This is a genomic window from Phreatobacter stygius, assembly GCF_005144885.1.
Lineage (GTDB): Bacteria > Pseudomonadota > Alphaproteobacteria > Rhizobiales > Phreatobacteraceae > Phreatobacter > Phreatobacter stygius.
Genome location: NZ_CP039690.1, coordinates 1866583 through 1887555, shown reverse-complemented (window position 1 = coordinate 1887555; position 20973 = coordinate 1866583). Strand labels below are relative to the sequence as shown.

At 65.8% G+C, this 20973-nt stretch carries 23 protein-coding genes and 1 pseudogene; 19 read left to right on the top strand and 5 right to left on the bottom strand.

The genetic code is table 11. From position 1 onward, the window contains the following. Positions 1 to 34 precede the first annotated feature (34 nt). The 12 genes and pseudogenes from rlmN (at position 35) to E8M01_RS08580 (ending at position 11850) form a co-directional block, all read left to right on the top strand. The gene (rlmN, locus tag E8M01_RS08635) at positions 35 to 1294 is read left to right on the top strand and encodes a dual-specificity RNA methyltransferase RlmN (protein WP_136959756.1); all 1260 of its coding nucleotides are present in this window, start codon (positions 35 to 37) and stop codon (positions 1292 to 1294) included. 452 nt (positions 1295 to 1746) lie between these two features. Continuing rightward, positions 1747 to 3189, top strand: a complete 1443-nt coding sequence (locus E8M01_RS08630; protein ID WP_136959755.1) for a serine hydrolase domain-containing protein — start codon at positions 1747 to 1749, stop codon at positions 3187 to 3189. A gap of 106 nt (positions 3190 to 3295) precedes the next feature. After that, positions 3296 to 3757 (top strand): thiol-disulfide oxidoreductase DCC family protein, encoded by a 462-nt coding sequence (locus tag E8M01_RS08625; protein ID WP_136959754.1) that lies wholly within the window; start codon positions 3296 to 3298, stop codon positions 3755 to 3757. Positions 3758 to 3807: 50 nt separating this feature from the next. Beyond that, positions 3808 to 3999: pseudogene (locus E8M01_RS08620) on the top strand (DUF4166 domain-containing protein); the annotation flags it as partial. A 75-nt stretch (positions 4000 to 4074) separates the two neighbouring features. After that, on the top strand, positions 4075 to 4533 hold the full coding sequence (locus E8M01_RS08615) for a hypothetical protein (protein ID WP_136959752.1): 459 nt from the start codon (positions 4075 to 4077) through the stop codon (positions 4531 to 4533). Further along, positions 4530 to 4829 (top strand): cupin domain-containing protein, encoded by a 300-nt coding sequence (locus E8M01_RS08610; RefSeq protein WP_136959751.1) that lies wholly within the window; start codon positions 4530 to 4532, stop codon positions 4827 to 4829. Before E8M01_RS08615 ends, E8M01_RS08610 begins: the two co-directional genes overlap by 4 nt. 143 nt (positions 4830 to 4972) lie before the next feature. Next, positions 4973 to 6625, top strand: a complete 1653-nt coding sequence (locus tag E8M01_RS08605) for an ABC transporter substrate-binding protein (RefSeq protein WP_136959750.1) — start codon at positions 4973 to 4975, stop codon at positions 6623 to 6625. A 96-nt stretch (positions 6626 to 6721) separates the two neighbouring features. Beyond that, a complete protein-coding gene (locus E8M01_RS08600; protein WP_136959749.1) occupies positions 6722 to 7705 on the top strand; it encodes an ABC transporter permease in 984 nt (327 codons plus the stop codon). A 7-nt stretch (positions 7706 to 7712) separates the two neighbouring features. Next, positions 7713 to 8663 carry an ABC transporter permease gene (locus E8M01_RS08595; RefSeq protein WP_136959748.1) on the top strand — a complete coding sequence of 317 codons (951 nt, stop codon included), beginning with the start codon at positions 7713 to 7715 and terminating at the stop codon, positions 8661 to 8663. A 14-nt stretch (positions 8664 to 8677) separates the two neighbouring features. Next, positions 8678 to 9661, top strand: coding sequence for an ABC transporter ATP-binding protein (locus tag E8M01_RS08590; RefSeq protein ID WP_136959747.1), 984 nt, complete (start codon positions 8678 to 8680; stop codon positions 9659 to 9661). Then, complete coding sequence (locus E8M01_RS08585; RefSeq protein WP_246088647.1) at positions 9658 to 10659, top strand: ABC transporter ATP-binding protein; 1002 nt, start codon at positions 9658 to 9660, stop codon at positions 10657 to 10659. The genes E8M01_RS08590 and E8M01_RS08585 overlap by 4 nt, the downstream gene beginning before the upstream one ends. 39 nt (positions 10660 to 10698) lie before the next feature. Continuing rightward, complete coding sequence (locus E8M01_RS08580; RefSeq protein WP_136959746.1) at positions 10699 to 11850, top strand: hypothetical protein; 1152 nt, start codon at positions 10699 to 10701, stop codon at positions 11848 to 11850. Positions 11851 to 11859: 9 nt separating this feature from the next. On the opposite strand, the gene hppD is transcribed toward E8M01_RS08580, so the two are convergent. Continuing rightward, positions 11860 to 12990 (bottom strand): 4-hydroxyphenylpyruvate dioxygenase, encoded by a 1131-nt coding sequence (hppD, locus tag E8M01_RS08575; RefSeq protein ID WP_136959745.1) that lies wholly within the window; start codon positions 12988 to 12990, stop codon positions 11860 to 11862. Between the two features lie 126 nt (positions 12991 to 13116). Between hppD and E8M01_RS08570 the strand changes: the two genes are divergently transcribed. The 6 genes from E8M01_RS08570 (at position 13117) to E8M01_RS08545 (ending at position 17147) form a co-directional block, all read left to right on the top strand. Continuing rightward, on the top strand, positions 13117 to 13593 hold the full coding sequence (locus E8M01_RS08570; protein WP_136959744.1) for an Lrp/AsnC family transcriptional regulator: 477 nt from the start codon (positions 13117 to 13119) through the stop codon (positions 13591 to 13593). Positions 13594 to 13681: 88 nt separating this feature from the next. Then, positions 13682 to 14044 carry a nuclear transport factor 2 family protein gene (locus E8M01_RS08565; protein ID WP_136959743.1) on the top strand — a complete coding sequence of 121 codons (363 nt, stop codon included), beginning with the start codon at positions 13682 to 13684 and terminating at the stop codon, positions 14042 to 14044. Between the two features lie 122 nt (positions 14045 to 14166). Continuing rightward, positions 14167 to 14799, top strand: a complete 633-nt coding sequence (eda, locus tag E8M01_RS08560; protein WP_136959742.1) for a bifunctional 4-hydroxy-2-oxoglutarate aldolase/2-dehydro-3-deoxy-phosphogluconate aldolase — start codon at positions 14167 to 14169, stop codon at positions 14797 to 14799. 87 nt (positions 14800 to 14886) lie between these two features. Beyond that, the gene (locus tag E8M01_RS08555) at positions 14887 to 15954 is read left to right on the top strand and encodes a tellurite resistance TerB family protein (RefSeq protein ID WP_136959741.1); all 1068 of its coding nucleotides are present in this window, start codon (positions 14887 to 14889) and stop codon (positions 15952 to 15954) included. A gap of 144 nt (positions 15955 to 16098) precedes the next feature. Further along, positions 16099 to 16653 (top strand): permease, encoded by a 555-nt coding sequence (locus E8M01_RS08550; RefSeq protein WP_170181833.1) that lies wholly within the window; start codon positions 16099 to 16101, stop codon positions 16651 to 16653. Next, entirely contained in the window at positions 16650 to 17147 is a 498-nt protein-coding gene (locus E8M01_RS08545) for a hypothetical protein (protein ID WP_136959739.1), read from the top strand. Before E8M01_RS08550 ends, E8M01_RS08545 begins: the two co-directional genes overlap by 4 nt. A gap of 9 nt (positions 17148 to 17156) precedes the next feature. Here E8M01_RS08545 and E8M01_RS08540 read toward each other — a convergent pair whose 3' ends face one another. Beyond that, positions 17157 to 17909, bottom strand: a complete 753-nt coding sequence (locus E8M01_RS08540; RefSeq protein WP_136959738.1) for an SDR family NAD(P)-dependent oxidoreductase — start codon at positions 17907 to 17909, stop codon at positions 17157 to 17159. A gap of 168 nt (positions 17910 to 18077) precedes the next feature. Here E8M01_RS08540 and E8M01_RS08535 point away from each other — a divergent pair, with 168 nt between their 5' ends. Beyond that, positions 18078 to 18899 (top strand): AAA family ATPase, encoded by an 822-nt coding sequence (locus E8M01_RS08535; protein ID WP_136959737.1) that lies wholly within the window; start codon positions 18078 to 18080, stop codon positions 18897 to 18899. Positions 18900 to 18942: 43 nt separating this feature from the next. Here E8M01_RS08535 and E8M01_RS08530 read toward each other — a convergent pair whose 3' ends face one another. The 3 genes from E8M01_RS08530 to E8M01_RS08520 all read right to left on the bottom strand — a co-directional run bounded on the left by E8M01_RS08530 (position 18943) and on the right by E8M01_RS08520 (position 20835). Further along, complete coding sequence (locus E8M01_RS08530) at positions 18943 to 20127, bottom strand: pyridoxal phosphate-dependent aminotransferase (RefSeq protein WP_136959736.1); 1185 nt, start codon at positions 20125 to 20127, stop codon at positions 18943 to 18945. 39 nt (positions 20128 to 20166) lie between these two features. Continuing rightward, on the bottom strand, positions 20167 to 20382 hold the full coding sequence (locus E8M01_RS35515) for a PIN domain-containing protein (protein ID WP_342778693.1): 216 nt from the start codon (positions 20380 to 20382) through the stop codon (positions 20167 to 20169). A 171-nt stretch (positions 20383 to 20553) separates the two neighbouring features. After that, positions 20554 to 20835 (bottom strand): hypothetical protein, encoded by a 282-nt coding sequence (locus tag E8M01_RS08520; RefSeq protein WP_136959734.1) that lies wholly within the window; start codon positions 20833 to 20835, stop codon positions 20554 to 20556. Positions 20836 to 20973: the final 138 nt, after the last annotated feature.

Sequence of the window (20973 nt, the reverse complement as noted above, 5' to 3'; positions counted from 1 at the left end):
CGCCCGACAATGCCATGGCCAGAGGCCTGACCCGATGCCGACGCTCGATCTGACGAATGCCAAGCCCACTGTTACCCCGCCGCCGGCGGCCGCGATCCGGCCGCTGCCGGTAAAGCGTTCGCTTGTCGGTCTCGACCGCGATGGGCTGAAGGAGGCGCTCGGTGCCATCGGTATCGAGGGCAAGGAGACACGCATGCGCGTGTCGCAGCTCTGGGCCTGGATCTATCAACGCGGCGCCAAGACCTTCGCCGAGATGACCAACGTCTCCAAGCATCTGCGCGCGGCGCTGGACGAGGCCTATACGCTCGACCGGCCTGAAGTGGTGGTCGAGCAGGTGTCGAGCGACGGCACGCGCAAGTGGCTGCTGCGGATTCCGCCGCAGTTCGAAGGCGAGAAGTGGCACGAGATCGAAACCGTCTACATCCCGACGCGGGATCGCGGGACGCTGTGCATTTCCAGCCAGGTCGGCTGCACCCTCACCTGCACCTTCTGCCACACCGGCACGCAGAAGCTGGTGCGCAACCTGACCGTCGATGAAATCGTCGCGCAGATCATCGTGGCGCGCGACCAGCTGGGCGACTGGCCCGGCCAGGAGGCGCCGGAGGGCGCCTTCGTGCCCGATGACGGCGGCCGGTTCGTCACCAATATCGTGCTGATGGGCATGGGCGAGCCGCTCTACAATGTCGAGAACGTCACGACCGCGCTGAAAGTGATGCTCGACCAGGACGGCCTGCAATTCTCCAAGCGCCGCATCACGCTGTCGACCTCCGGCGTCGTGCCGATGATCGAGCGCATCGGCGCCGACACCGGCGTGTCGCTGGCCATTTCGCTGCATGCGGCGACCGACGAGCTGCGTGACGAGCTGGTGCCGCTCAACAAGAAATATCCGATTGCCGAACTGCTCGACGCCTGCCGGAACTATCCGGTGCTGTCGAACGCCCGGCGCATCACTTTCGAATATGTGATGCTGAAGGACGTCAATGACAGCATCGACGATGCGCGCCGGCTGGTGCGCCTGTTGAAAGGCATTCCGGCCAAGATCAACCTGATCCCGTTCAATCCCTGGCCCGGATCGCGCTACGAATGTTCCGACTGGGAGCAGATCGAGCGCTTCTCGGACGTGGTGTTCGACGCCGGCTATTCGTCGCCGGTGCGCACCCCGCGCGGCCGCGACATCCAGGCCGCCTGCGGCCAGTTGAAGAGCGAGACCGAGAAGCTACGCGCCAAGGATCGCGCCGCGCTGATGTCGAAGAGCGAGCAGGACGCCTTCCGCGCCATGGCGATGGTCGACTGAGCAACGCCGCGTCGCTCTCCTGAGGCGCTTCGCCGCCAGCTTGAGGCTGGCGCGGCGAAGCGCCATTATTTTTGCCGCCTGTCAAAATCCGGTCGGCCGGAACGTCACTGAACCGGCGGCGCGCGATGTGCCGCGACCGGACCAGGAGACCGTCATGCAATAGCTGCTGCTGATCGACGAGGACGAAACCAGGCGGCGCGGCGCGAGCGAAGCGGCCATCGGACAGGTGATCGCCGCCCATACCGAAGCGATGAAGGCCGCCGGCCACGATCTGGGCGGCAACCGTCTGAGGCCCGCCGCGTCGACGCCATGACGGATCCGGCGCCCACGGCCTGACGACCGGCCAGCGATAGGGCGGGCCGGCTTGACCCATCGATGGTTCCAGTGGTGAGTTTGGCCGAGCCGGCGGCAAGACCGGACAAGGTTCACTCCATTGATCCCGGGAGGATCCCATGCGGTTGGTACGCCCGAGCGCTGCGGCGCTCGTTCTGACGCTCGCTTCCGTCCTTTTGTCCGATGCCGCGCAGGCCCAATTCGGCCCCGGTCCCGAGCGTGGCCCAGGCCCGGATCGCGGCTTCGACCGCGTGCCTGGTTTCGAGCGTGGCCCCGGCTTCGAGCGTGGCCCTGGCTTCGAGCGCGGCCCTGGCTTCGAGCGTGGATCCCGGCGTGAGCGTGGTCGCGGCGGCGGGCCGGACGGCGGCACCGTCCTCGGCCTGTCGCGCGAGCGCCTGGCGCGCATCGCGCCGGTCATGCGTGGCGAGGTCGATCGCGGCATGTTTCCGGGCGCCGTGACGCTGATCGCGCGTGGCGGCCGGATCGTGCATTTCGAGGCGCATGGCTTCCGCGACGCGGCCAAGACCGTGCCAATGACCCGCGATACGCTGTTCATGCTGGCCTCGATGACCAAGCCGATCGTCTCGACCGCGGCGGTCATGCTGATCGAGCAGGGCAAGATGAAGCTCTCCGACCCGATCACCACCTGGCTGCCGGAGCTGCGTGACCTGAAGGTCGAGGCGCGGCGCACCGGCGCCGATGGCCAGACCACCAGCGAGGACGTGGCGCTCGACCGGCCGATCACCGTGCAGGACCTGCTGCGCCACACCGCGGGCTTTTCTTATGCCGGCTCGGTACGCTCGTCGCGGCTGAAGGAGCTCTATGACCAGCAGAATATCGAGGCGCGCGCGGCCAATATTTCCGGTGACGAAATGTTGCGTCGGCTCGGCCAGATCCCGCTGGCGAACCAGCCGGGCACCGCGTTTGAATATTCGATCTCGGTCGACGTGCTCGGCCTGCTGCTCGAGCGCATCAGCGGCAAGCGGCTGGATATCCTGATCAAGGAGATGATCCTCGACCCGCTCGGCATGCAGGACACGTCCTGGTATGTCGCGCAAGGCCAGCGTGCCCGGCTCGCCGAAGCGCTCGACTCCGATCCGCAGAAGGCGGTGATGTGGCCGGGCTACCGGATCTTCGACAATCCGGCCGAGAACAGCCAATATTTCAAGGGCGGCGCCGGCATGGTCTCGACCGCCGAGGATTATTTCAAGTTCGCTCAGGCGATCCTCAACGGCGGCGAGTTCGAAGGCCGCCGGCTCCTGTCGAAGAAGTGGGTCGATTTCATGCTGTCGAACCACCTGGTTGGCATGGGCGGTACGACCGCGGCCTCGACCGGACCGGGTTACGGCTTCGGTCTCGGCTTCGCGGTCAGGCTGCAGGAGGGCTTCGCGGTCGCGCCGGGCTCGACCGGCGATGCCATGTGGGCGGGCGCCTGGGGCACCAGCTTCACCATCGACCCGCGCGAGCAGATCGTCGGCATCCTGATGGCGCAGGGGCCGTCGAACCGTGTGCATACGCGCATGCTGTTCAAGAACCTGATCTATGGCGCGGTGGTCCGCTGAAGCGGCATCGCGCCAATGACCCCGGGGCCGCTGCAGACGGGCCCGGGACGGCGCCTGCGACAGGACGGCAATTGCCCCGATGGAGGTGGGGCCTTAGGCTCAGCCCATGCGTGCAGGTGAGGTCAGGGAGCCCTATGGCTGGCGCCGCGATCCGGCGGTGCCGGCCTTTCCGGACGACCGCCCGGTCATCGTCTTCGACGGCTATTGCTCGTTCTGCTCGGGTTGGGCGCGCTTCATCATCAAGCACGACAAGGCAAGGCGGTTCCGCCTGCTGCCGGCGCAATCGCCGCTCGGCGAAGCATTGTTCCGCCATTTTCAGCTCGATCCGCATGACTATACCACCAGCATCCTGATCGCGGACGGCAGGGCCTTTCTGAAGGCCGAGGGCATCCTGCGCATCTTCGAGGCGCTGGGCCTGCCCTGGTCGCTGATCCGGGCCGGCCGGCTGCTGCCGCTCGCCTGGCGCGACCGGGTCTATGACCTCATCGCCCGCAACCGCTTTCGCCTCGGCCGGCGCGACCGCTGCTATCTGACCGAGAAGGGCGACGAAGACCGGTTCCTGGCATGAAGCCTGGGCATCTGCGTGTTCTCATCCTCGGCGGTTATGGCACCTTTGGCCGGCTCAGGCTCATTCCGCGTCGATGGTCGGTGCTCGGCGTGCCGCTGCCATTGGTGCTGGCGCCCGGCGGCGAGGCCTTCGAGACCGCGGCGGACGGCCGGTTCCACTTCCATGTCGAGATCGGCCACCGGCTGTTCGGGCTGGCGGTGCGTTGTCGCGGCTGGCTGGAGCCGGTCGCCGATGACGGCTGAGAGATCGCCGCGGCGGAGGGCTCCCGTGACCAAAGCAGGCTTCCAACGGATAAGGGCGACAGCTACCCTCGCGGGATGAATCGCTTCGCCCATTATCTGCTTCGGCTGCTGCGCGTGTCCTTGGGTTTCGCCCTGGCGGTGGCGGCGGGATGCGCGATCGTGCTGATCTTCGATCTCAACGAGGGCCGGATCCCGGAACTGCTCGCCGGCAGCTTCTTTGTCGGGTTCCTGGTGGTTCAGGTCGCCGGTTTCATCTGGCCGCTGCTGCTGGTCGAACTGGCGGCGGAGGTCGGGCACTGGCGCGGGCTGGTCTTGCACCTCGGGGTCGGGCTGGCCGGCGCGCTCGGCGCGCTTGGCTACGTGGTCCTTCAGGCCGCCGGCGAACCGGTCGACGACCTGCTCGGCGACGGACCGGCCTTCACGGTCCACCGGCTGGCCATTCATCTCATCGCCGGCCTTGCCGCCGGCTTGCTCTACTGGCTCGTCGCCGGCCGTTCCGCCGGCATTCAACCCGTCGAAGGATCGAAAGCATGACGTTCACCTGCCGCACGCCCGCCGAGCCGGATGTCCTGGTCGACAATGACAAGGTGAAGGTGACGCGCTGGAATTTCGCCGACGGCGCCGAGACCGGCTGGCATCGCCACGGCTGGGACTACGTCGTGGTGCCGCTGGCCGACGGCAAGCTCGTCGCGGAACTGCCCGGCGGCACGTCGTCGGAAGCGGTGCTGACCGCCCATGTGCCCTACTTCCGCAGCGAAGGCGTCGAGCACAACATCATCAATGCCTCGGGCAAGCCTTATGCGTTCATCGAGATCGAAATAAAGCCCTGACATTTGCTGCGCCGCGGTAGAATATTGGCCTGTTCCGTGGCCTTTTGTCGCTTGTGATCCGTCCGTGACTCCGTCAAGCGCATTGCTATGATCCCCCCAGCCGCCGGGTTGCTGTCCCGGCAGATATTCATCTGGAGGGGTCCATGGATTTCGGACGGGGTTGGCGTTCCAAGGGAACGCGACGCTTCAACAGGATCTGGCTGGCCGGCGCGCTGATCGCGGCCGGCCTGCTGACGACGGCCGGCGCCGAGGCGCGCACGGTGCGCTGGGCCCGTTCGCTCGATGCCCAGACGCTCGACCCGATGTCGGCCAATATCGGCCCGACCACGGTCGTCGCCCATCAGCTGTACGAGCCGCTGGTCCATCGCGGCTATGACGGCAAGCTGGTGCCGACGCTTGCCACCGAGTGGCGCAACCTGCCCGACGACCCGACGGTCTGGGAGGTCAAGCTCCGCCAGGGCGTCAAGTTCCACAACGGCACCGATTTCACCGCCGACGACGTGCTGTTCTCGTTCGATCGCGCGCGCTCGCCGAATTCCGATTTCCGTGGCCTGATCACCTCGATCGAAAGCGTCACCAAGATCGACGCCCATACGATCCGGATCAAGACCAAGGCGCCGAACCCGCTGCTGTTCGAGAACCTCACCAATATCTTCATGATGTCGAAGGCCTGGGCCGAGGCGAACAATGCGGCACTGCCGCAGAACATCCGCGAGCGCCAGGAAAATGGCGCGACCCGCCAGGCCATGGGCACCGGCGCCTTCCAGCTGATCTCGCGCGAGCCGGACGTGCGCACCGTGATGCGCCGCTTCGAGGGCTATTGGGGCCGCAACCAGTTCCCGCTCGAAGTGTCCGAATTGATCCTGGTGCCGATCCAGCAGGACGCCACCCGGATTGCCGCCTTGCTGTCGGGCGAGGTCGACGTTGTCCACGACGTGCCGGTGCAGGACATCAGCCGCCTGCAGCAGAGCCAGGGCGTCAAGGTCAACACCGGCCCGGAAAACCGCGTCATCTTTCTCGGCTTCAATGTCGGTCCGGCCGAACTGAAAACCTCCGACATCAAGGGCAAGAACCCCTTCGCCGACCGGCGTGTCAGGGCCGCCGTCAATATCGCTGTCAACCGCGAGGCGATCACCCGGGTGGTCATGCGCGGCCAGGGCGTGCCGATCGGTTATGTCGGCACCAATTTCATCTCCGGCTATTCGCCCGAGATCGCGGCGGTGCCGCGCCTGGATGTGGCGGCCGCCAACAAGGCGCTCGACGAGGCCGGTTATCCGCGCCGGGCCGATGCCGGCAACACCCGCTTCTCGGTGTCGCTGCAATGCCCCAACAACCGCTATGTCGCCGACGAGAACATCTGCCAGGCGGTGGTGGGCATGATGGGCCAGATCGGCATCAAGGTGAACCTGGTCGCCAAGCCGGCCGCCCAGCACTTCCCCGAGCTGCAGCGCGAGGAGCTCGACTTCTACCTGGTCGGCTGGGGCATTCCGACCTATGACGCCGAATATGTGCTGACCTTCATGTTCCACACCCGCTCGGCATCGAACGGCACCTGGAACGGCACGCGCTATTCCAACCCGTCGCTCGACACCCGCATGATCGCCCTGCAGACCATGCCCGATGTCACCAGGCGCAATGCCGAAATCGCCGAGCTGCAGCGCATCCTGAAGGAAGAGACCATCTACGTGCCGCTGCATGTCCAGTCGATCAGCCACGCCATGCGCGGCGGATTGCAGATGCAGGTGCATCCGGATGCGCAGGCCTGGTTCAAGTATTTTCGCTTTGTGACGTCGTGACCGCGTTCGGTTGAGTTCGGATCCCCGGCCGTCGCCCGCCGCCGTTTTTCGGCGGCGGGCGACGCGCCTCGCGATGTTGTCGGGACGGATCGAACCATGATCGTCTATGCCGTGAAGAGCCTCGCGCAGGCTGTCCTGGTCATGCTGGCCGTGGCGCTGGTCGCCTTTTCCATGTTTCGCTTCGTCGGCGATCCCGTGTCGAACCTGGTCGGCCAGGAGACGACGATCGCCGACCGCGAACAGCTGGCGCGCGACCTGGGTCTCGCCGACCCGATCCCCGTGCAATTCGCCCGTTTCGTCGGCAATGCCGCGCAATTGCAGTTCGGCGTCAGCTATCGGCAGGGCCGGCCGGTCATCGATCTGATCAAGGAGCGGCTGCCGGCGACCGTCGAACTGGCCGTGCTGTCGGCCCTGTTCGCGCTCGTCGCCGGTGTCGTGCTCGGCGTGGTCACCGCGATCCGCCGCGACGGCTTCCTGTCGCATGCCATCCTGTCGATCTCGCTGATCGGCGTGTCGCTGCCGACCTTCCTGATCGGCATCGGGCTGATCTGGCTGTTCGCGGTCGAGCTGCGCTGGCTGCCCTCGTTCGGACGTGGCGATGTCGTCAAGATCGGCTGGTGGACCACCGGCCTGCTCACCGCCTCCGGCCTCAAATCGCTGGTCATGCCGGTGCTCACCCTCGGCTTCTACCAGCTCACCTTGATCATGCGGCTGGTGCGCGCGGAAATGCTCGAGACGCTGCGCACCGACTATGTCAAATTTGCCCGCGCCCGCGGCGTTCCCGAGCGCACCATCTGGTTCCGGCACGCCCTGAAGAACACCATGATCCCGGTCACCACGGTGGTTGGCCTGCAGCTCGGTTCGGTCATCGCTTTCGCCATCGTCACCGAGAGCGTGTTCCAGTGGCCAGGCCTCGGCGCACTGTTCGTCAATGCCGTGCAATTCGTCGATATTCCGGTCATGGCGGCCTATCTGATGTTCGTCGCCTTCGTCTTCGTGGTGACCAACCTGGTCGTCGACCTGCTCTATTTCGCGCTCGACCCGCGCCTGCGCGGCGCCGGCTCGGCCGCGGCGCATTGAGGCCGCGATGACCCTCTCGACCAACCCGCCCAAGCCGAGCTTCAGGACCAGACTGGCGAAAGCCTGGGATTCGGATATCGCCTGGAGTTTCCGCCATTCGCCGGTGGCGATCATCGCCGCCATCATGACGGTGATCCTGATCCTCGCTTCGGTCTTCGCCAATCACCTGGCGCCGCAGAATGCCTTCGATCCGGCGGTGCTGAACCTGCTCGATGCCTATACCAGGCCGGGCGAGGCCGGCCTCGGCTCGAACACGGTCTATTGGCTCGGCACCGACAACCAGGGCCGCGACCTGTTCTCGGCCATCCTCTACGGTTCGCGCGTCTCGCTGTTCGTCGGTTTCGCGGCGGTGTTCTGCTCGGTGACCATGGGGGTCACGCTCGGCCTCATCGCCGGTTATCTCGGCGGCCGGACCGATGCCTTCATCATGCGCGTCGCCGACATCCAGCTGTCGTTCCCGGCGATCCTGATCGCGCTCCTGTTTTTCGGCGTCGCCCGCGGCGTGATTGCCGCGGCAAACCACGAGCAGGTGGCGATCTGGGTGCTGATCGTGGCGATCGGCCTGTCGCATTGGGCGCAATATGCCCGCACCGTGCGCAGCTCGACCATGGTCGAGCGCAACAAGGAATATGTCCAGGCCGCCCGGGTGATGGGGCGCTCGCCCTTTCTGATCATGCTGCGCCACGTGCTGCCCAATGTGACCGGGCCGGTGCTGGTGATTTCGACCATCAATCTGGCGCTGGCGGTGATCGAGGAAGCGACGCTGTCGTTCCTCGGCGTCGGGGTTCCGCCAACACAACCATCTCTGGGAACGCTGATCCGCTTCGGCCAGCAGTATCTTTTCTCGGGAGAATGGTGGATTTTGTTCTTTCCCGCGCTGGCCCTGGTGCTGCTGGCCTTGTCGATCAACCTGTTAGGTGATTGGCTGCGTGACGCTCTGAATCCCAAGCTGCGTTGAGTTGACGAGTTGAAATGACGACACCCGTTCTGTCCGTCCGCGACCTGGTCGTCGAGTTCCCGACGCGCCGCGGCATCCTCACCGCGGTGGACCATATTTCCTTCGACATCCAGCCCGGCGAAGTGCTCGGTGTCGTCGGTGAATCGGGTGCCGGCAAGTCGATGACCGGCACCGCCGTGATCGGCCTGCTCGAGCCGCCGGGCCGCATTGCCGGAGGCCAGGTCCTGCTGAAGGGCGAGCGCATCGACAACCTGCCGGCCGAGGCCATGCGCAAGCTGCGCGGCAGGCGCATCGGCATGGTGTTCCAGGACCCGCTGACCTCGCTCAATCCGCTCTATACGGTCGGCGAGCAGCTGGTCGAGACGATCCGCACCCATTCGACGCTGTCGGCCGCGCAGGCGCGCGACAAGGCGATCGATCTTCTGGCCGAGGTTGGCATTTCCGCGCCGGAAAAGCGTATCGACGCCTATCCGCACCAGTTCTCCGGCGGCATGCGGCAGCGCGTCGTGCTGGCGCTGGCGCTCTGCGCCGGGCCCGAACTGGTGATTGCCGACGAACCGACGACGGCGCTCGACGTCTCGGTTCAGGCGCAGATCATCACGCTCCTGAAAAAGCTCTGCAAGGATCACGGCACGGCGGTGATGCTGATCACCCACGACATGGGGGTGATCGCCGAGACGGCCGATCGGGTGGCGGTGATGTATGCCGGCCGCATCGCCGAAATCGGCCCGGTGCAGGACGTCATCAAGCGCGCCCGCCATCCCTATACCGAGGGGTTGATGGGTTCGATCCCAACGCTCGACAGCAGCGCCGACCGGCTGGTGCAGATCCCCGGCTCGATGCCCAGGCTGACCGCCATCCCGAACGGCTGCGCCTTCAACCCGCGCTGCCCCAAGGTGTTCGCCCGCTGCCTGGTGGAGCGGCCGGATCCGATCCCGGTGGGGGCAACCGCGGTCGCCTGCTGGCTCTATGCCGAACCCAAGGAGAAAGTGGCGTGACCGAGCCGCTCGTGACCGTGCGCAACCTGTCGCGCACATTCGACGTTTCGAAGCCCTGGCTCAACCGGATGATCGAGCGCGAAGAGAAGCGCTTTCTCCGGGCCGTGCAGGACGTGTCCTTTTCGATCGACCGGACCGAGACCTTCGCGCTGGTCGGCGAGTCCGGGTCGGGCAAGTCGACGGTCGCCAATATGGTGGTCGGCCTGCTGCCGCCATCCAATGGGTCGATCACCATTGACGGCATCGACATGTGGAAGCGCGACGACCAGAGCAAGCTCAAGGCGCTGCGCAAGAAGATCCAGATGATCTTCCAGTCGCCCTTCGCCTCGCTCAATCCGCGCTGGCGGGTCGACCGGATCATTGCCGAGCCGATCCGCGCCTTCGGCCTGATCCGCGACAACGGCGCGATCGAGGCCGAGGTTGGCCGCCTGCTGAAGACGGTCGGACTCGATCCGGCCGATGGCGGCAAATATCCGCATGAATTTTCCGGTGGCCAGCGCCAGCGGATCGCCATCGCCAGGGCTTTGTCGTCGCGGCCGGAATTCATCGTCTGCGACGAGCCGACCTCGGCGCTCGACGTCTCGGTGCAGGCGCAGATCCTCAACCTGATGCGCGACCTGCAGGACGAGTTCGGCCTGACCTACCTGTTCATCTCGCACAATCTGGCGGTGGTCCGGCACATGGCGAGCCGGATCGGCGTGATGTATCTCGGCCGCCTGGTCGAGGTCGCGCCGGCCAAGCAGATGTTCAAAGCGCCGCGCCACCCCTATACGCGCATGCTGCTGGACGCCGTGCCCGACCTCGAAATGTCGGGCCGGGCGCGCAAGCCTGTGGATGGCGAAATCCCCAATCCGATCACCCCGCCGCCGGGTTGCCCGTTCAATCCGCGCTGTCCCCTGGCCAATGGCCGCTGCCGGATCGAGATGCCGGCGGCCGTTACCGACGCGTTCGGCACGGTCGCCTGCCACGCGGTCGCCGAGGGGAGGCTTGCCGCCTGAGAAACAAATTGTTACGTGCCACGTCGGGGGTGACGGGGCATGACCGCAATCGATTCGAGATCGGCCGATCTGGTATCGGTCTATCGGATGATCGTGCTGATCAATCTGCTGGCCTTCGCCGTGGTGGTCGCCCATCGCTGCGTCACGCCGCTGCCGGATTCGGAATATGTCCATCGCCTGGTGACCTATGAACAGGGGTTGATCCGCCGCGGTCTGATCGGCGAGATCTATTCCTGGTTCACCCACCTGGTGTCACCCTGGGCCGTCCGGATCGAAGGCTTTCTGGCCATCGCGGTCGCCGGAACTCTGTTCGCGGCGATCTTCGTGAGGACCTATCGGCTCAAGTTTCCGGAAGCCCTGGTGCTCGGCTGCTTCCTGTTCGGATCGCCGCTGCTGTTCAAGAATTTCGTCGGCAATCTCGGCAAGTTCGACGTGCTCGGCGCGATCGTCGCCATGCTGGCCGTGCTGCTGCCGCTGACCCGCTGGACCTATGTCGCGATCGGCGCGCTCAGCGCGCTGCTGCTGTTCATCCACCACGTGCACGCAACAATCTACATCCCGACGATCTATGGCATCCTGCTGGTGCGCGCGCTTGGACGCCATGGCCGGTTCCGCCCGGTGGATCTTGCCATGATCGCCGGCTCGCTCGCCCTGCTCGCCGGGCTGTTCGGCTATCTGCTCGCTTGCACTGCCGCCAAGATTCCGGCCGAGACATTTCTCGACAGTCTGCGCGATCGGGCGATGCAGCCGGTACCCGACCGGCAGGCCTTCATGTGGTATTCGAGCATCGACGAAGAGATCCGCATCTCGCTCGGCATGTTCCCCGAACACCTGAAGCGGCTGCCGATCTATGCCGCGATCGTGCTGATCCACGTGCCGGTCATCGCCTTTTTTGCCCGGCGGATCGCCTCTCTCAGGACAACCCAGCCGCTCGCCTATCGGAGTTATCTGGCGGTTGCGGCGATCGTGCTCGGCGGCTTTCTGGTGACCAATATCATCACCTTCGATTATGCCCGCCACCTTGGCAATCTGGCGCTCTGCTTCATCCTGCTGAGCCAGGCCCAGATCGTCGCGACCAGCGGTCAGGTCACCGCCGCCGACGACCTCGATCCCGGCAACAAAAAAGTCATCGCCGCCGCGGTGATCGCGGCGGCGCTGCCGTGGGTCGGTGTGGTCTATCCGCTGATCTGAGACTGCCGGTCAGGCGGCCTTGCCGCCGATCACGCCGCGACGGATCTGGTCTTCCTCGATCGATTCGAACAGGGCGCGGAAATTACCTTCACCGAAGCCGTCGTCGCCCTTGCGCTGGATGAACTCGAAAAAGATCGGGCCGAGCACGGTGCCGGAAAAGATCTGCAGCAGGACGCGCGACATGCGCCCTTCCTTGTCGCCGACCGCCACCGCGCCTTCGCCGTCGATCAGCACGCCGTTCTTCCGCATGCGCTCGACGTCCTCGCCATGGCCGGGCACGCGCGCGTCGACCTTCTCGTAATAGGTCGTCGGCGGCGAAGGCATGAAGGGCAGGCCATTGGCGCGCAGCGCCTCGACGGTCGCGTAGATGTCGCGCGAGCCGCAGGCGATGTGCTGGATGCCTTCGCCCTTGTATTGCTTGAGGTATTCCTCGATCTGGCTCTTGTCGTCGAGGCTTTCGTTGATCGGGATGCGGATCTTGCCGCAGGGGCTGGTCAGCGCCCGCGAGATCAGGCCGGTCAGCTTGCCCTCGATGTTGAAGAAGCGGATTTCGCGGAAGTTGAACAGTTTCTCGTACCAGCCGGCCCAATGGTCCATGCGGCCGCGATGGACGTTGTGGGTGAGGTGGTCGAGGTAATAGAGGCCGGCGGCTTCGGGATGCGGATCGCGTTCGGCGGCCCAGACGAAGTCGACATCCCAGATCGAGCCCTTGTCGCCGTAGCGGTCGACGAAATAGAGCAATGATCCGCCAATGCCCTTGACGGCGGGAATGGCCAGTTCCATTGGTCCGACCTTGCCGATATGGGGCTCGGCGCCGAGCGAGATCGCCCGCTCATAGGCCTGTTTGGCGTCCTGGACGCGGAACGCCATGGCGCAGGCGCAGGGGCCATGTTCGGCCGCGAAGCCCTGGGCAAACGAATCCGGCTCGGCATTGACGACATAGTTGACGTCGCCCTGGCGGTAGAGCGTGACGTTCTTGGACCGGTGCTTGGCGACCGGCTTGAAACCCATCAGTTCGAGCACGCGGCCGAGTTCGGCCGGATCGGGATGGGCGAACTCGACGAATTCGAAACCATCGGTCCCCATCGGGTTCTGCTCGGTAATGGCGGATGGCGGCGCATCGTGCGGGAACGGGCCCATGGCGGTCTCCTCGGCGGCGGTTCTTGGCGATGGGACCAGTGTCGTGCAGAACCGATGCAAGGGGTGTGAAAAGCGCGCCGGAAACCAAGCTCGACATGCACGTTCCGTGTGCTAAACTCTCTCCTCATGAACACTTCTGTCGAGATTGACGGCTTTGACCTGCGCCTGCTCGATGCTTTGCAGGCTGACGGCGCACGAACCAACCAGCAACTGGCCGACCTGGTCCGGCTGTCGCCCTCGCAGGTGTCGCGGCGGCGCCAGCGGCTGGAGGAAACCGGCCTGATCCGGCGCTACCGCGCCGATCTCGACGCCACGCGCCTCGGCTTCGGTGTCACCGTGTTCATCTTCGTGTCGCTCGCCACCCATTCCGGCCTCAATGCCAAGCGCTTCGGCGATCTGGTGCGCGCGATGCCCGAAGTCCAGGAGGCCCACGCCATGACCGGCGACGCCGACTACCTGATGAAACTGGTGGTGCGCGATCTCAAATCGCTGTCGGCGCTGGTCAACGAGGTGCTGCTGCCGCACGAAAGCGTGGCGCGGGTGCGCTCTTCCATCGTGCTGGAGACCTTGAAGGACGATCCGCGCCTGCCGCTGTCGCGCTAGTCACAAGTCCGCATCGTTCCCGATATACGCGGCGGCCCGGCATCGGTCAGGTTGCGCCGCCAAGGACAAGACACAAGGGATCGACATCATGCCCAGCCGTGAAACCGTCGAGAAATTCATCGCCATCGTCGAGGCCAACGAGCACGTCCGCGCCATCGAGGAGTTCTACACCGAAGACGCCTCGATGCAGGAGAACACGCAGGCGCCGCGGGTCGGGCGCGACCTCTTGGTGGCCCACGAAGCCGCGGTTCTCAAGCGCATCAAGATGAACACCCACAAGGTGACCACCTTTCTGGTCGACGGCGACCATGTCGCGATCAACTGGGTGTTCGAAATGACCGGCCCGGATGGGGTCACCCGCAAGCTCGACGAACTGGCGCTCCAGCTCTGGCGTGGCGACAAGATCTTTCGCGAGCGGTTCTTTTATGACCCGGCGGCGCTCGGCCGCTAAAGACTGGCTATCGCGCCGGTGGCGAGATCAGCATGATGTCTCCGGCGACGGCGCGCCCGCCCGGCGCCGGCCCGTGTGAGCAGTTCGGGCTAGTCGTTTCGAGCCTTCAATCGGGATTGCCCATGCCGGTCATCGACGCCCGCCCGCTGCTCGCCATCAGCCCGGTCATCCCGGTGCTGACCATCAAGGATGTCGCCGTCGCGGTGCCGCTGGCCCGCGCGCTCGCGGCCGGTGGCCTGAGCGTGCTTGAGGTGACGTTGCGAACACCACAGGCACTGGAAGCCATCGCCGCCATGCGGGCCGGCGTGCCCGACGCGATCGTCGGTGCCGGCACCATCACGCGGCCCGACGATATCTCACGGGCGCTGGCGGCGGGTTCGCAATTCCTGGTCTCGCCCGGCACGCCGCCAGAGCTCGCGACGGCCCTGGCCGCCGCCGGCGTGCCGGTGCTGCCGGGCTGCGCAACGGTCAGCGAGGCCATGGCGCTTGCCGGCCGCGGCTTCACCTGCCTGAAGTTCTTTCCGGCCGAACCGTCGGGCGGTGTCGCCTTCCTGAAGAGCCTGGGCGGGCCGCTGCCGGGGCTCGCCTTCTGCCCGACCGGCGGCATCGACGCGGCCAAGGCGCCGGCCTATCTGGCGCTCGCCAATGTCGGCGCGGTGGGCGGATCCTGGGTGGTGCCGGAGGAGGCGATCGCGGCCGGCGACTTCGGCCGTATCGAAGCCCTGGCGCGGGCGGCAAGCGCTTTGCGCGCCTGACACGAAACGGGCGTAGTTCTCCCTCTTGCTGCTCGCGGGTTGCATGCCATCATGCGTCCCGGGGATAGGCATTCAGGGAGAAGTCATGTGACCGATATCTCGAAGATTCTCACCTCCATGCTGTCGGGCGGCACCCAGCCGGGCGGCGGCGGCGGATTGCTCGGCCAGCTCGCCGGGATGGCGGGACAGGCCGGCCAAGCGGGCCAGGCGGGCCAGGCGCAGGGCGGCTCGCTGCTCGAACAATTGGCGCGGGCGCTGCAGGGCGCCCAGGGTCAGGCCCCAGCCCAGGCGCCGGGCGCTCAGGCCGGCGGACCAGGCGGCCTCGGCGGCGGTCTCGGCGGTGGTCTCGGCGGTGGTCTCGGCGGTCTTGGCGGATTGCTCAGCGGGCTCGCCAATGCCGCCCAGTCCGGCGCCAGCACCGCGCAGACCCAGGCCGGCAATATTTTCGGTGATCTGGCCGCAGGCCTTCAGAAGGCCCAGGCCGAAGGCAATCTCGGCGGTTTCCTGAAACAGGCGGCCGAGACGCTGCAGCAGAACAGCGGCGGTTTCGCCGGGGTCGCGGGCGCCGGCACGCTGGCCGGCCTGCTGCTCGGCACCGGTGCCGGCCGCCAGATCGCCGGCGCCGCGGCACGCCTCGGCGGGCTCGCCGCCATTGGCGGCCTTGCCTATGTGGCGCTGCGCAATTTCCAGCAGGGCAAGCCGGTCGTCCAGGGCACGATCGACGACGTCACCTCGATCCTCGGGCTCGGCAAGCCGCCGCAGGGCTTTGCCGATGCGGCCGGCACGGTCGACGAGACCGCCGCCATCCTGCTCCGGTCGATGGTGGCCGGCGCCTATGCCGATGGCGAGCTGAGCCCGGATGAGCGCGCCATGATCGTCGGCCAGCTCGACGCCATGGGGCTCGGCACCGCCGAGAAGTCCTATCTCGACGGCGTGCTCGCCGCGCCCTTGAGCCTGCGCATGATCGCGGCCTCCTGCACGACCGACGAGATGAAGGCCCAGGCCTATCTCGCCGCTCACCTCGGCATGACGTTGGACAATCCGGCCGAGACGAAATTCCTGCAGGACTTCGCCTCCGCCCTTGGCCTCGATCCGCAACTGGTCGCTCATCTCGACCAGGCGGCGGCGGAAGCCAAGGCAGCACGGGCAGGCTGATCGCCGTCCGGGCGGATCCCCCGATCGGGGCTTCGGTCCGGCAATGCAGGGCTGCTCCGCAAGCTTCGGCTTGCCGATGGCGTCTGGCTGACTAGGGTGCGGGTGGGCTGGTCAGCCCGCCCGCCTCATGCCCGGCCTGCCTCCTTGCCCGCCCCAGACACTCCGAAAAAGTCCCGCAAGATCGTCGATATCTCGACGCTGGTCGTGCTCGCGCTGGTGCTCACCGGCGCGTTCTTCGTCTATCGCCGGGAGGGCGCCCGCGGGCTCCTTGAAATCCTCGGCGAGGACACCTGGCTGTTCGTCGAGATCCTGCCCAAGGTGCTGGCCGGCTGCCTGATCGGCGCCTTCGTGCAATTGCTGCTGCCGCGCGAAGTGGTGTCGCGCTGGGTCGGCGGTGATTCCGGCCTGACCGGGCTGATCATCGCCACCGCCATCGGCGCCATCCTGCCGGGCGGCCCCTTCACCATCTATCCGCTGGCCGGCGCTTTCCTGGCGATCGGCGCCGGCGTCGGGCCGGCGGTCGCTTTCGTGACGAGCTGGACGCTGATCGGGCTCAATCGGGCGATCATCTGGGAGGTGCCGTTCTTCGGCATCGATTTCGTCATTCTGCGCACCATCGCCTCGCTGCCCTTGCCGATCCTGGCCGGGCTCGGCGCCCATTTCCTGGCCAAGCTGGTGCCCGGCGGGCCGCGCGCATGATCGTCTTCGTCCTGTCGGTCGCGCTCTGGTTCATCGTCATCGTGCTGGTCGGGATCGCCTGGCGGCGCGGCGAGGACGTCCTCAAGGCCGGCCTCAGGTCCGGGACCTTCGACTTCCTGCACCTGCTGCCGCGGCTCGCCATCGGCGTGATCGGATCAGGCTTTCTTGCCGCCCTGCTGCCGCCGGACGTCGTGCGCTCCTGGCTCGGTCCGCAATCCGGGATCACGGGGCTGCTGCTCGCAACCGTCGCCGGCGCGCTGACGCCCGGCGGCCCGGTGGTCGGTTTCGCCATCGGCTCGACCGCGCTGAAAAGCGGCGCGGGCCTGGTGCCGGTGGTCGCTTATGCCACCGCCTGGGCCTTGTTCGCGGTGCAGCGCCTGTTCGTCTGGGAACTGCCGGTCATGCCGGCGCGGGTGGTGTGGCTGCGCGTCGTCGCCTCGCTGCCGCTGCCGTTCCTGGCCGCCTGGGGGGTCATGCTGCTCGGCGGGCGCTGATCCGCCAACCTAGTGAATATGGCTGCCGCCATTGATGTCGAGCTCCGATCCCGTGACGTAACCCGCGAGGTCGGATGCCAGGAACAGGTAGCAGCCGGCAATTTCGTCGGCCGTGCCGAGCCGGCCCATGGGAACGGTCGCGACAATGCCGGACATCTGGGCGGTCGACAGCGTGCCGCCGGTAATGTCGGTATCGATCATCGACGGGCAAATGGCATTGACCCGGATATTGTCGGGGCCGAGCTCGCGTGCCGAGGCCTTGGTGTAGCCGAGGATGGCGGACTTGGCCGCGGCATAGGCCGAGCCGCCGAAAATGCCGCCGCCACGCTGGCCGGAGGCTGAACTCATATTGACGATGGAGCCGGATCGCTGCGCGCGCATGGCCGGCACCACGGCCTGGGTCATCTGGTAGGTGCCGCGCATGTTGACGTCCATGATGCGGTCATAGGTTGCCGCGTCGGTGTCCATCAGCCGCTTCGGCGAGGTGATGCCGGCATTGTTGATGAGCACGTCGATGCGGCCGAAGCGGGCCAGCGTGCGGGCCGCGACCTTGTCGCAATCGGCGCGCCTGACGACGTCACATTTGAGCGCCAGATGGCCACGTCCCTTAAGCGTCTTCACGGCGTCGCGCGCGCTTGCCAGGTCAAGGTCGGTGAGCACGACCTTGGCGCCGTGTTCGGCGAACAGGCGGGCGGTGGCAAGCCCCAAGCCGCGTTTCGACGCCGCTCCGGTGATGATGGCGATCTTGCCCTTGAGCAACATAATTTCGTCTCCAGATGTCATTTCAATCGATTTATTTCGCCATTCTTTCACGGAAAGGCCGTTTCGAGAAGTGACCTCTGTCATCGGCTGACCTGCCTTGCCCGCTTGGCGCGGACGCCGGGCGCGTATAATTCGGGGTCTGAGAGTCCAGGCTCGTTTGGAGGCTCCATGGCGAATGACCGGCGTGGCCGGCAAAGGCCTTATGACGAGGATGAGGATGCCGAGCTGGACCGGCTGTGGCGTCATCCGCAGATCCTGTTCCGGGCGCGGCTCGACCATGCCGACGGCTGGGACGACGAGGCCTATCCGTTCAATCTCGATTCAGTCCGCAACACTGCAAGCCTTGCCTTCCATCCGAAGGTGACCTTTTTCGTTGGCGAGAACGGCTCGGGCAAATCGACGCTGCTCGAAGCGGTGGCGCTCGCGCTCGGTTTTCGCGCCGAGGGTGGATCCTTGCAGGCCAAATCGGCGAGCTATCCCGCCCATTCCGAGCTGCATCGCTTCCTGCGGCTGGAGCGCACCCGGCGGATCGTCAAGGAAGGTTTCTTCCTGCGCGCCGAGAGCTTTTTCAACTTCGCCTCGATCATGGACCGCGCCGCGGCGGAAGCGGGCCCGCGACCGAACCCGCTCAACGCCTATGGCGGGGTCTCGCTGCATGAGCAGTCCCATGGCGAGAGCTTCATGGCGCTGATGGAGCACCGGTTCCGGGCCAAGGGCATCTATCTGCTCGACGAACCGGAGGCGGCCCTCTCGCCGACCCGGCAGCTGCGCTTCCTGCGCCGGCTCCACGAATTGGCCGCCAAGGACTGCCAGTTCATCATCGCGACTCACGCGCCGATCCTGCTCGCCTATCCCAACGCCTGGATCTACGAGTTCGGCGAAAACGGGCCGAGGCAGGTCGGCTACGAGGAGCTGGACCATGTCCAGGTGACGCGCCGGTTCCTGGCCGATCCGGCCAAGTTTCTCGACACGATCCTCGGGGACGATTGAGCGGTCGCGATTATCAGTCCATGGCGGTCGATCCGGAGCGCCTTTACGGCGCGTTCCGCCGCTCCAGGAAAGCCTGCATGCGGTCGAGCGCCTTCAGGATATTCTCGGCCGAGTTGGCATAGCTGAGGCGGATATAGCCTTCGCCGAACACTCCGAAATCGGGCCCGCCAATGGTGGCGACGCCGGCATCCTCGAGCAGTGCCGAGGCGAGCGGTTTGGCCTTCCAGCCGGTCTTGGAGACATTCGGAAAGGCATAGAAGGCGCCCTTCGGCACGATACAGGAGACGCCCGGCAGCTTGTTCAGGCCTTCGACCACCAGCTTGCGCCTGGTGTCGAACTCGGCGACCATTTTGCCGACTTCAGTTTGCGGGCCGGTCAGCGCCTCGAGCGCTGCATATTGCGACGGCGCATTGACGCAGGAGAATGAGTTCACCGCCAGCTTGCGGGCATAGTCGTAGAGTTTGCCGGGCCAGACCGAATAGCCAAGGCGCCAGCCGGTCATGGCATAGGTCTTCGACCAGCCGTTGAGCAGGATGGTCCGGTCACGGATCGACGGGTAGGACAGGAGGCAGACGTGCTGCTCGCCGTCATAGACCATCTGGTCGTAGATCTCGTCGGTCAGGACGGCGACATCGGGCCATTTCTCCAGGCCCTTCACCAGCTTGTCGATCTCCACCTTGGGCGTGACGCCGCCGGTCGGATTGGCCGGTGAGTTGACGATGATCAGGCGGGTCTTCGGGGTGATCAGCGACAGGAGTTCGTCGGCCGAGAAGGCAAAGCCGTTCTCTTCGCGGATCGGCACCGGGATCGGCGTCGCCCCGGTATATTCGATCATCGAGCGGTAGATCGGAAAGCCCGGATCCGGATAGAGGATCTCGGCGCCCGGCTCGCCGAACATCAGGATCGCCATATACATGGTGACCTTGCCGCCCGGCACGATCATCACCTCTTCGGGCGAGACCTGGACCTTGAAGCGGCGGTCGAGATCGGCCGCCACCGCCTCGCGCAGCGGCAGGATGCCGTTGGCCGGCGTATAACCGTGATGGCCGTCGCGGATTGCCTTGATCGCCGCTTCGGCAATGTTGCCGGGGGTGGCGAAATCCGGCTGGCCGATGCCCAGATTGATGACATCCTTGCCTTCGCGCATCAGCGCGGTGGCGCGCGCCAATACGGCAAAGGCGTTCTCCTCGCCGATGCGGTCGAAATGCGGGACGGTCTGGAATGTCATCGGGCTTCCTCGGGATTATTTCGCTTGAGCGGCCAAATGTCAGAGCGCGGCCTGGACATCGGTATGGCGGAAGTCATCGCCCTTGAAAAGCAAGGGCGCGTCCAGCCGCATGGCGGTTGCATAGGCAAGGCAATCGCCAAAATTGAGCTTGGCGGGATGGCCGATGGCCTTGCCAAACCGTTCAAAGGCATCGGCGGCCAGACGGGCAATCGGCTCGTCGAGAGACGTAAACGGGACCGAAAAGTCGGCGATCAATTGATCGAGACCGCGCCGCCCATGCGCGCATTGCAAGCACCATGGAGGCTTCGAGATAGCACGAGGCCGGGACGGTTGATGGCTGGAGAAGTGCGAGGCGCGCCAGTCGCCGAGGCGCTTTCGGCTCGCCGACGATGAGCGCGACGAGAGCCGGCGTATCGACGACGGTTGTCACTTCGGCACCCCAGCGTCGTCGTGACGCCCCTTGTCGAGGTCCCTGGCGATCCTGCGATCGTCCTCCGTGGTGTTCGCCGCCATGTCGGCAAGGAAGCTGTCAATCAGCGCCTTCCGCCGCACGATCTCCTCCGGCGGAAATTGGTTCCTGCCGGTGGTGTCGGCTTGCATCGCCCGCTCGACGACCTCGGCGATGACCGCCGACGGCCCCTTGCCCAAACGCCGGCCAAGGCGCCGGATCTGATCTTCGACCTTCTTGTTGCGCGGCGTGATGGCCATCAGAGCTCTCGTGGAAGCATATGCTTCCGAAGCACAAGATGGCCGCGGAGGACGATCCCGGCAAGCAACTCCGTCGGGTCGTTGCCCGCGCATGAGCGCCTTCCGCGTTTCGCCGTTGATTTCCTGATATCTCCAGGT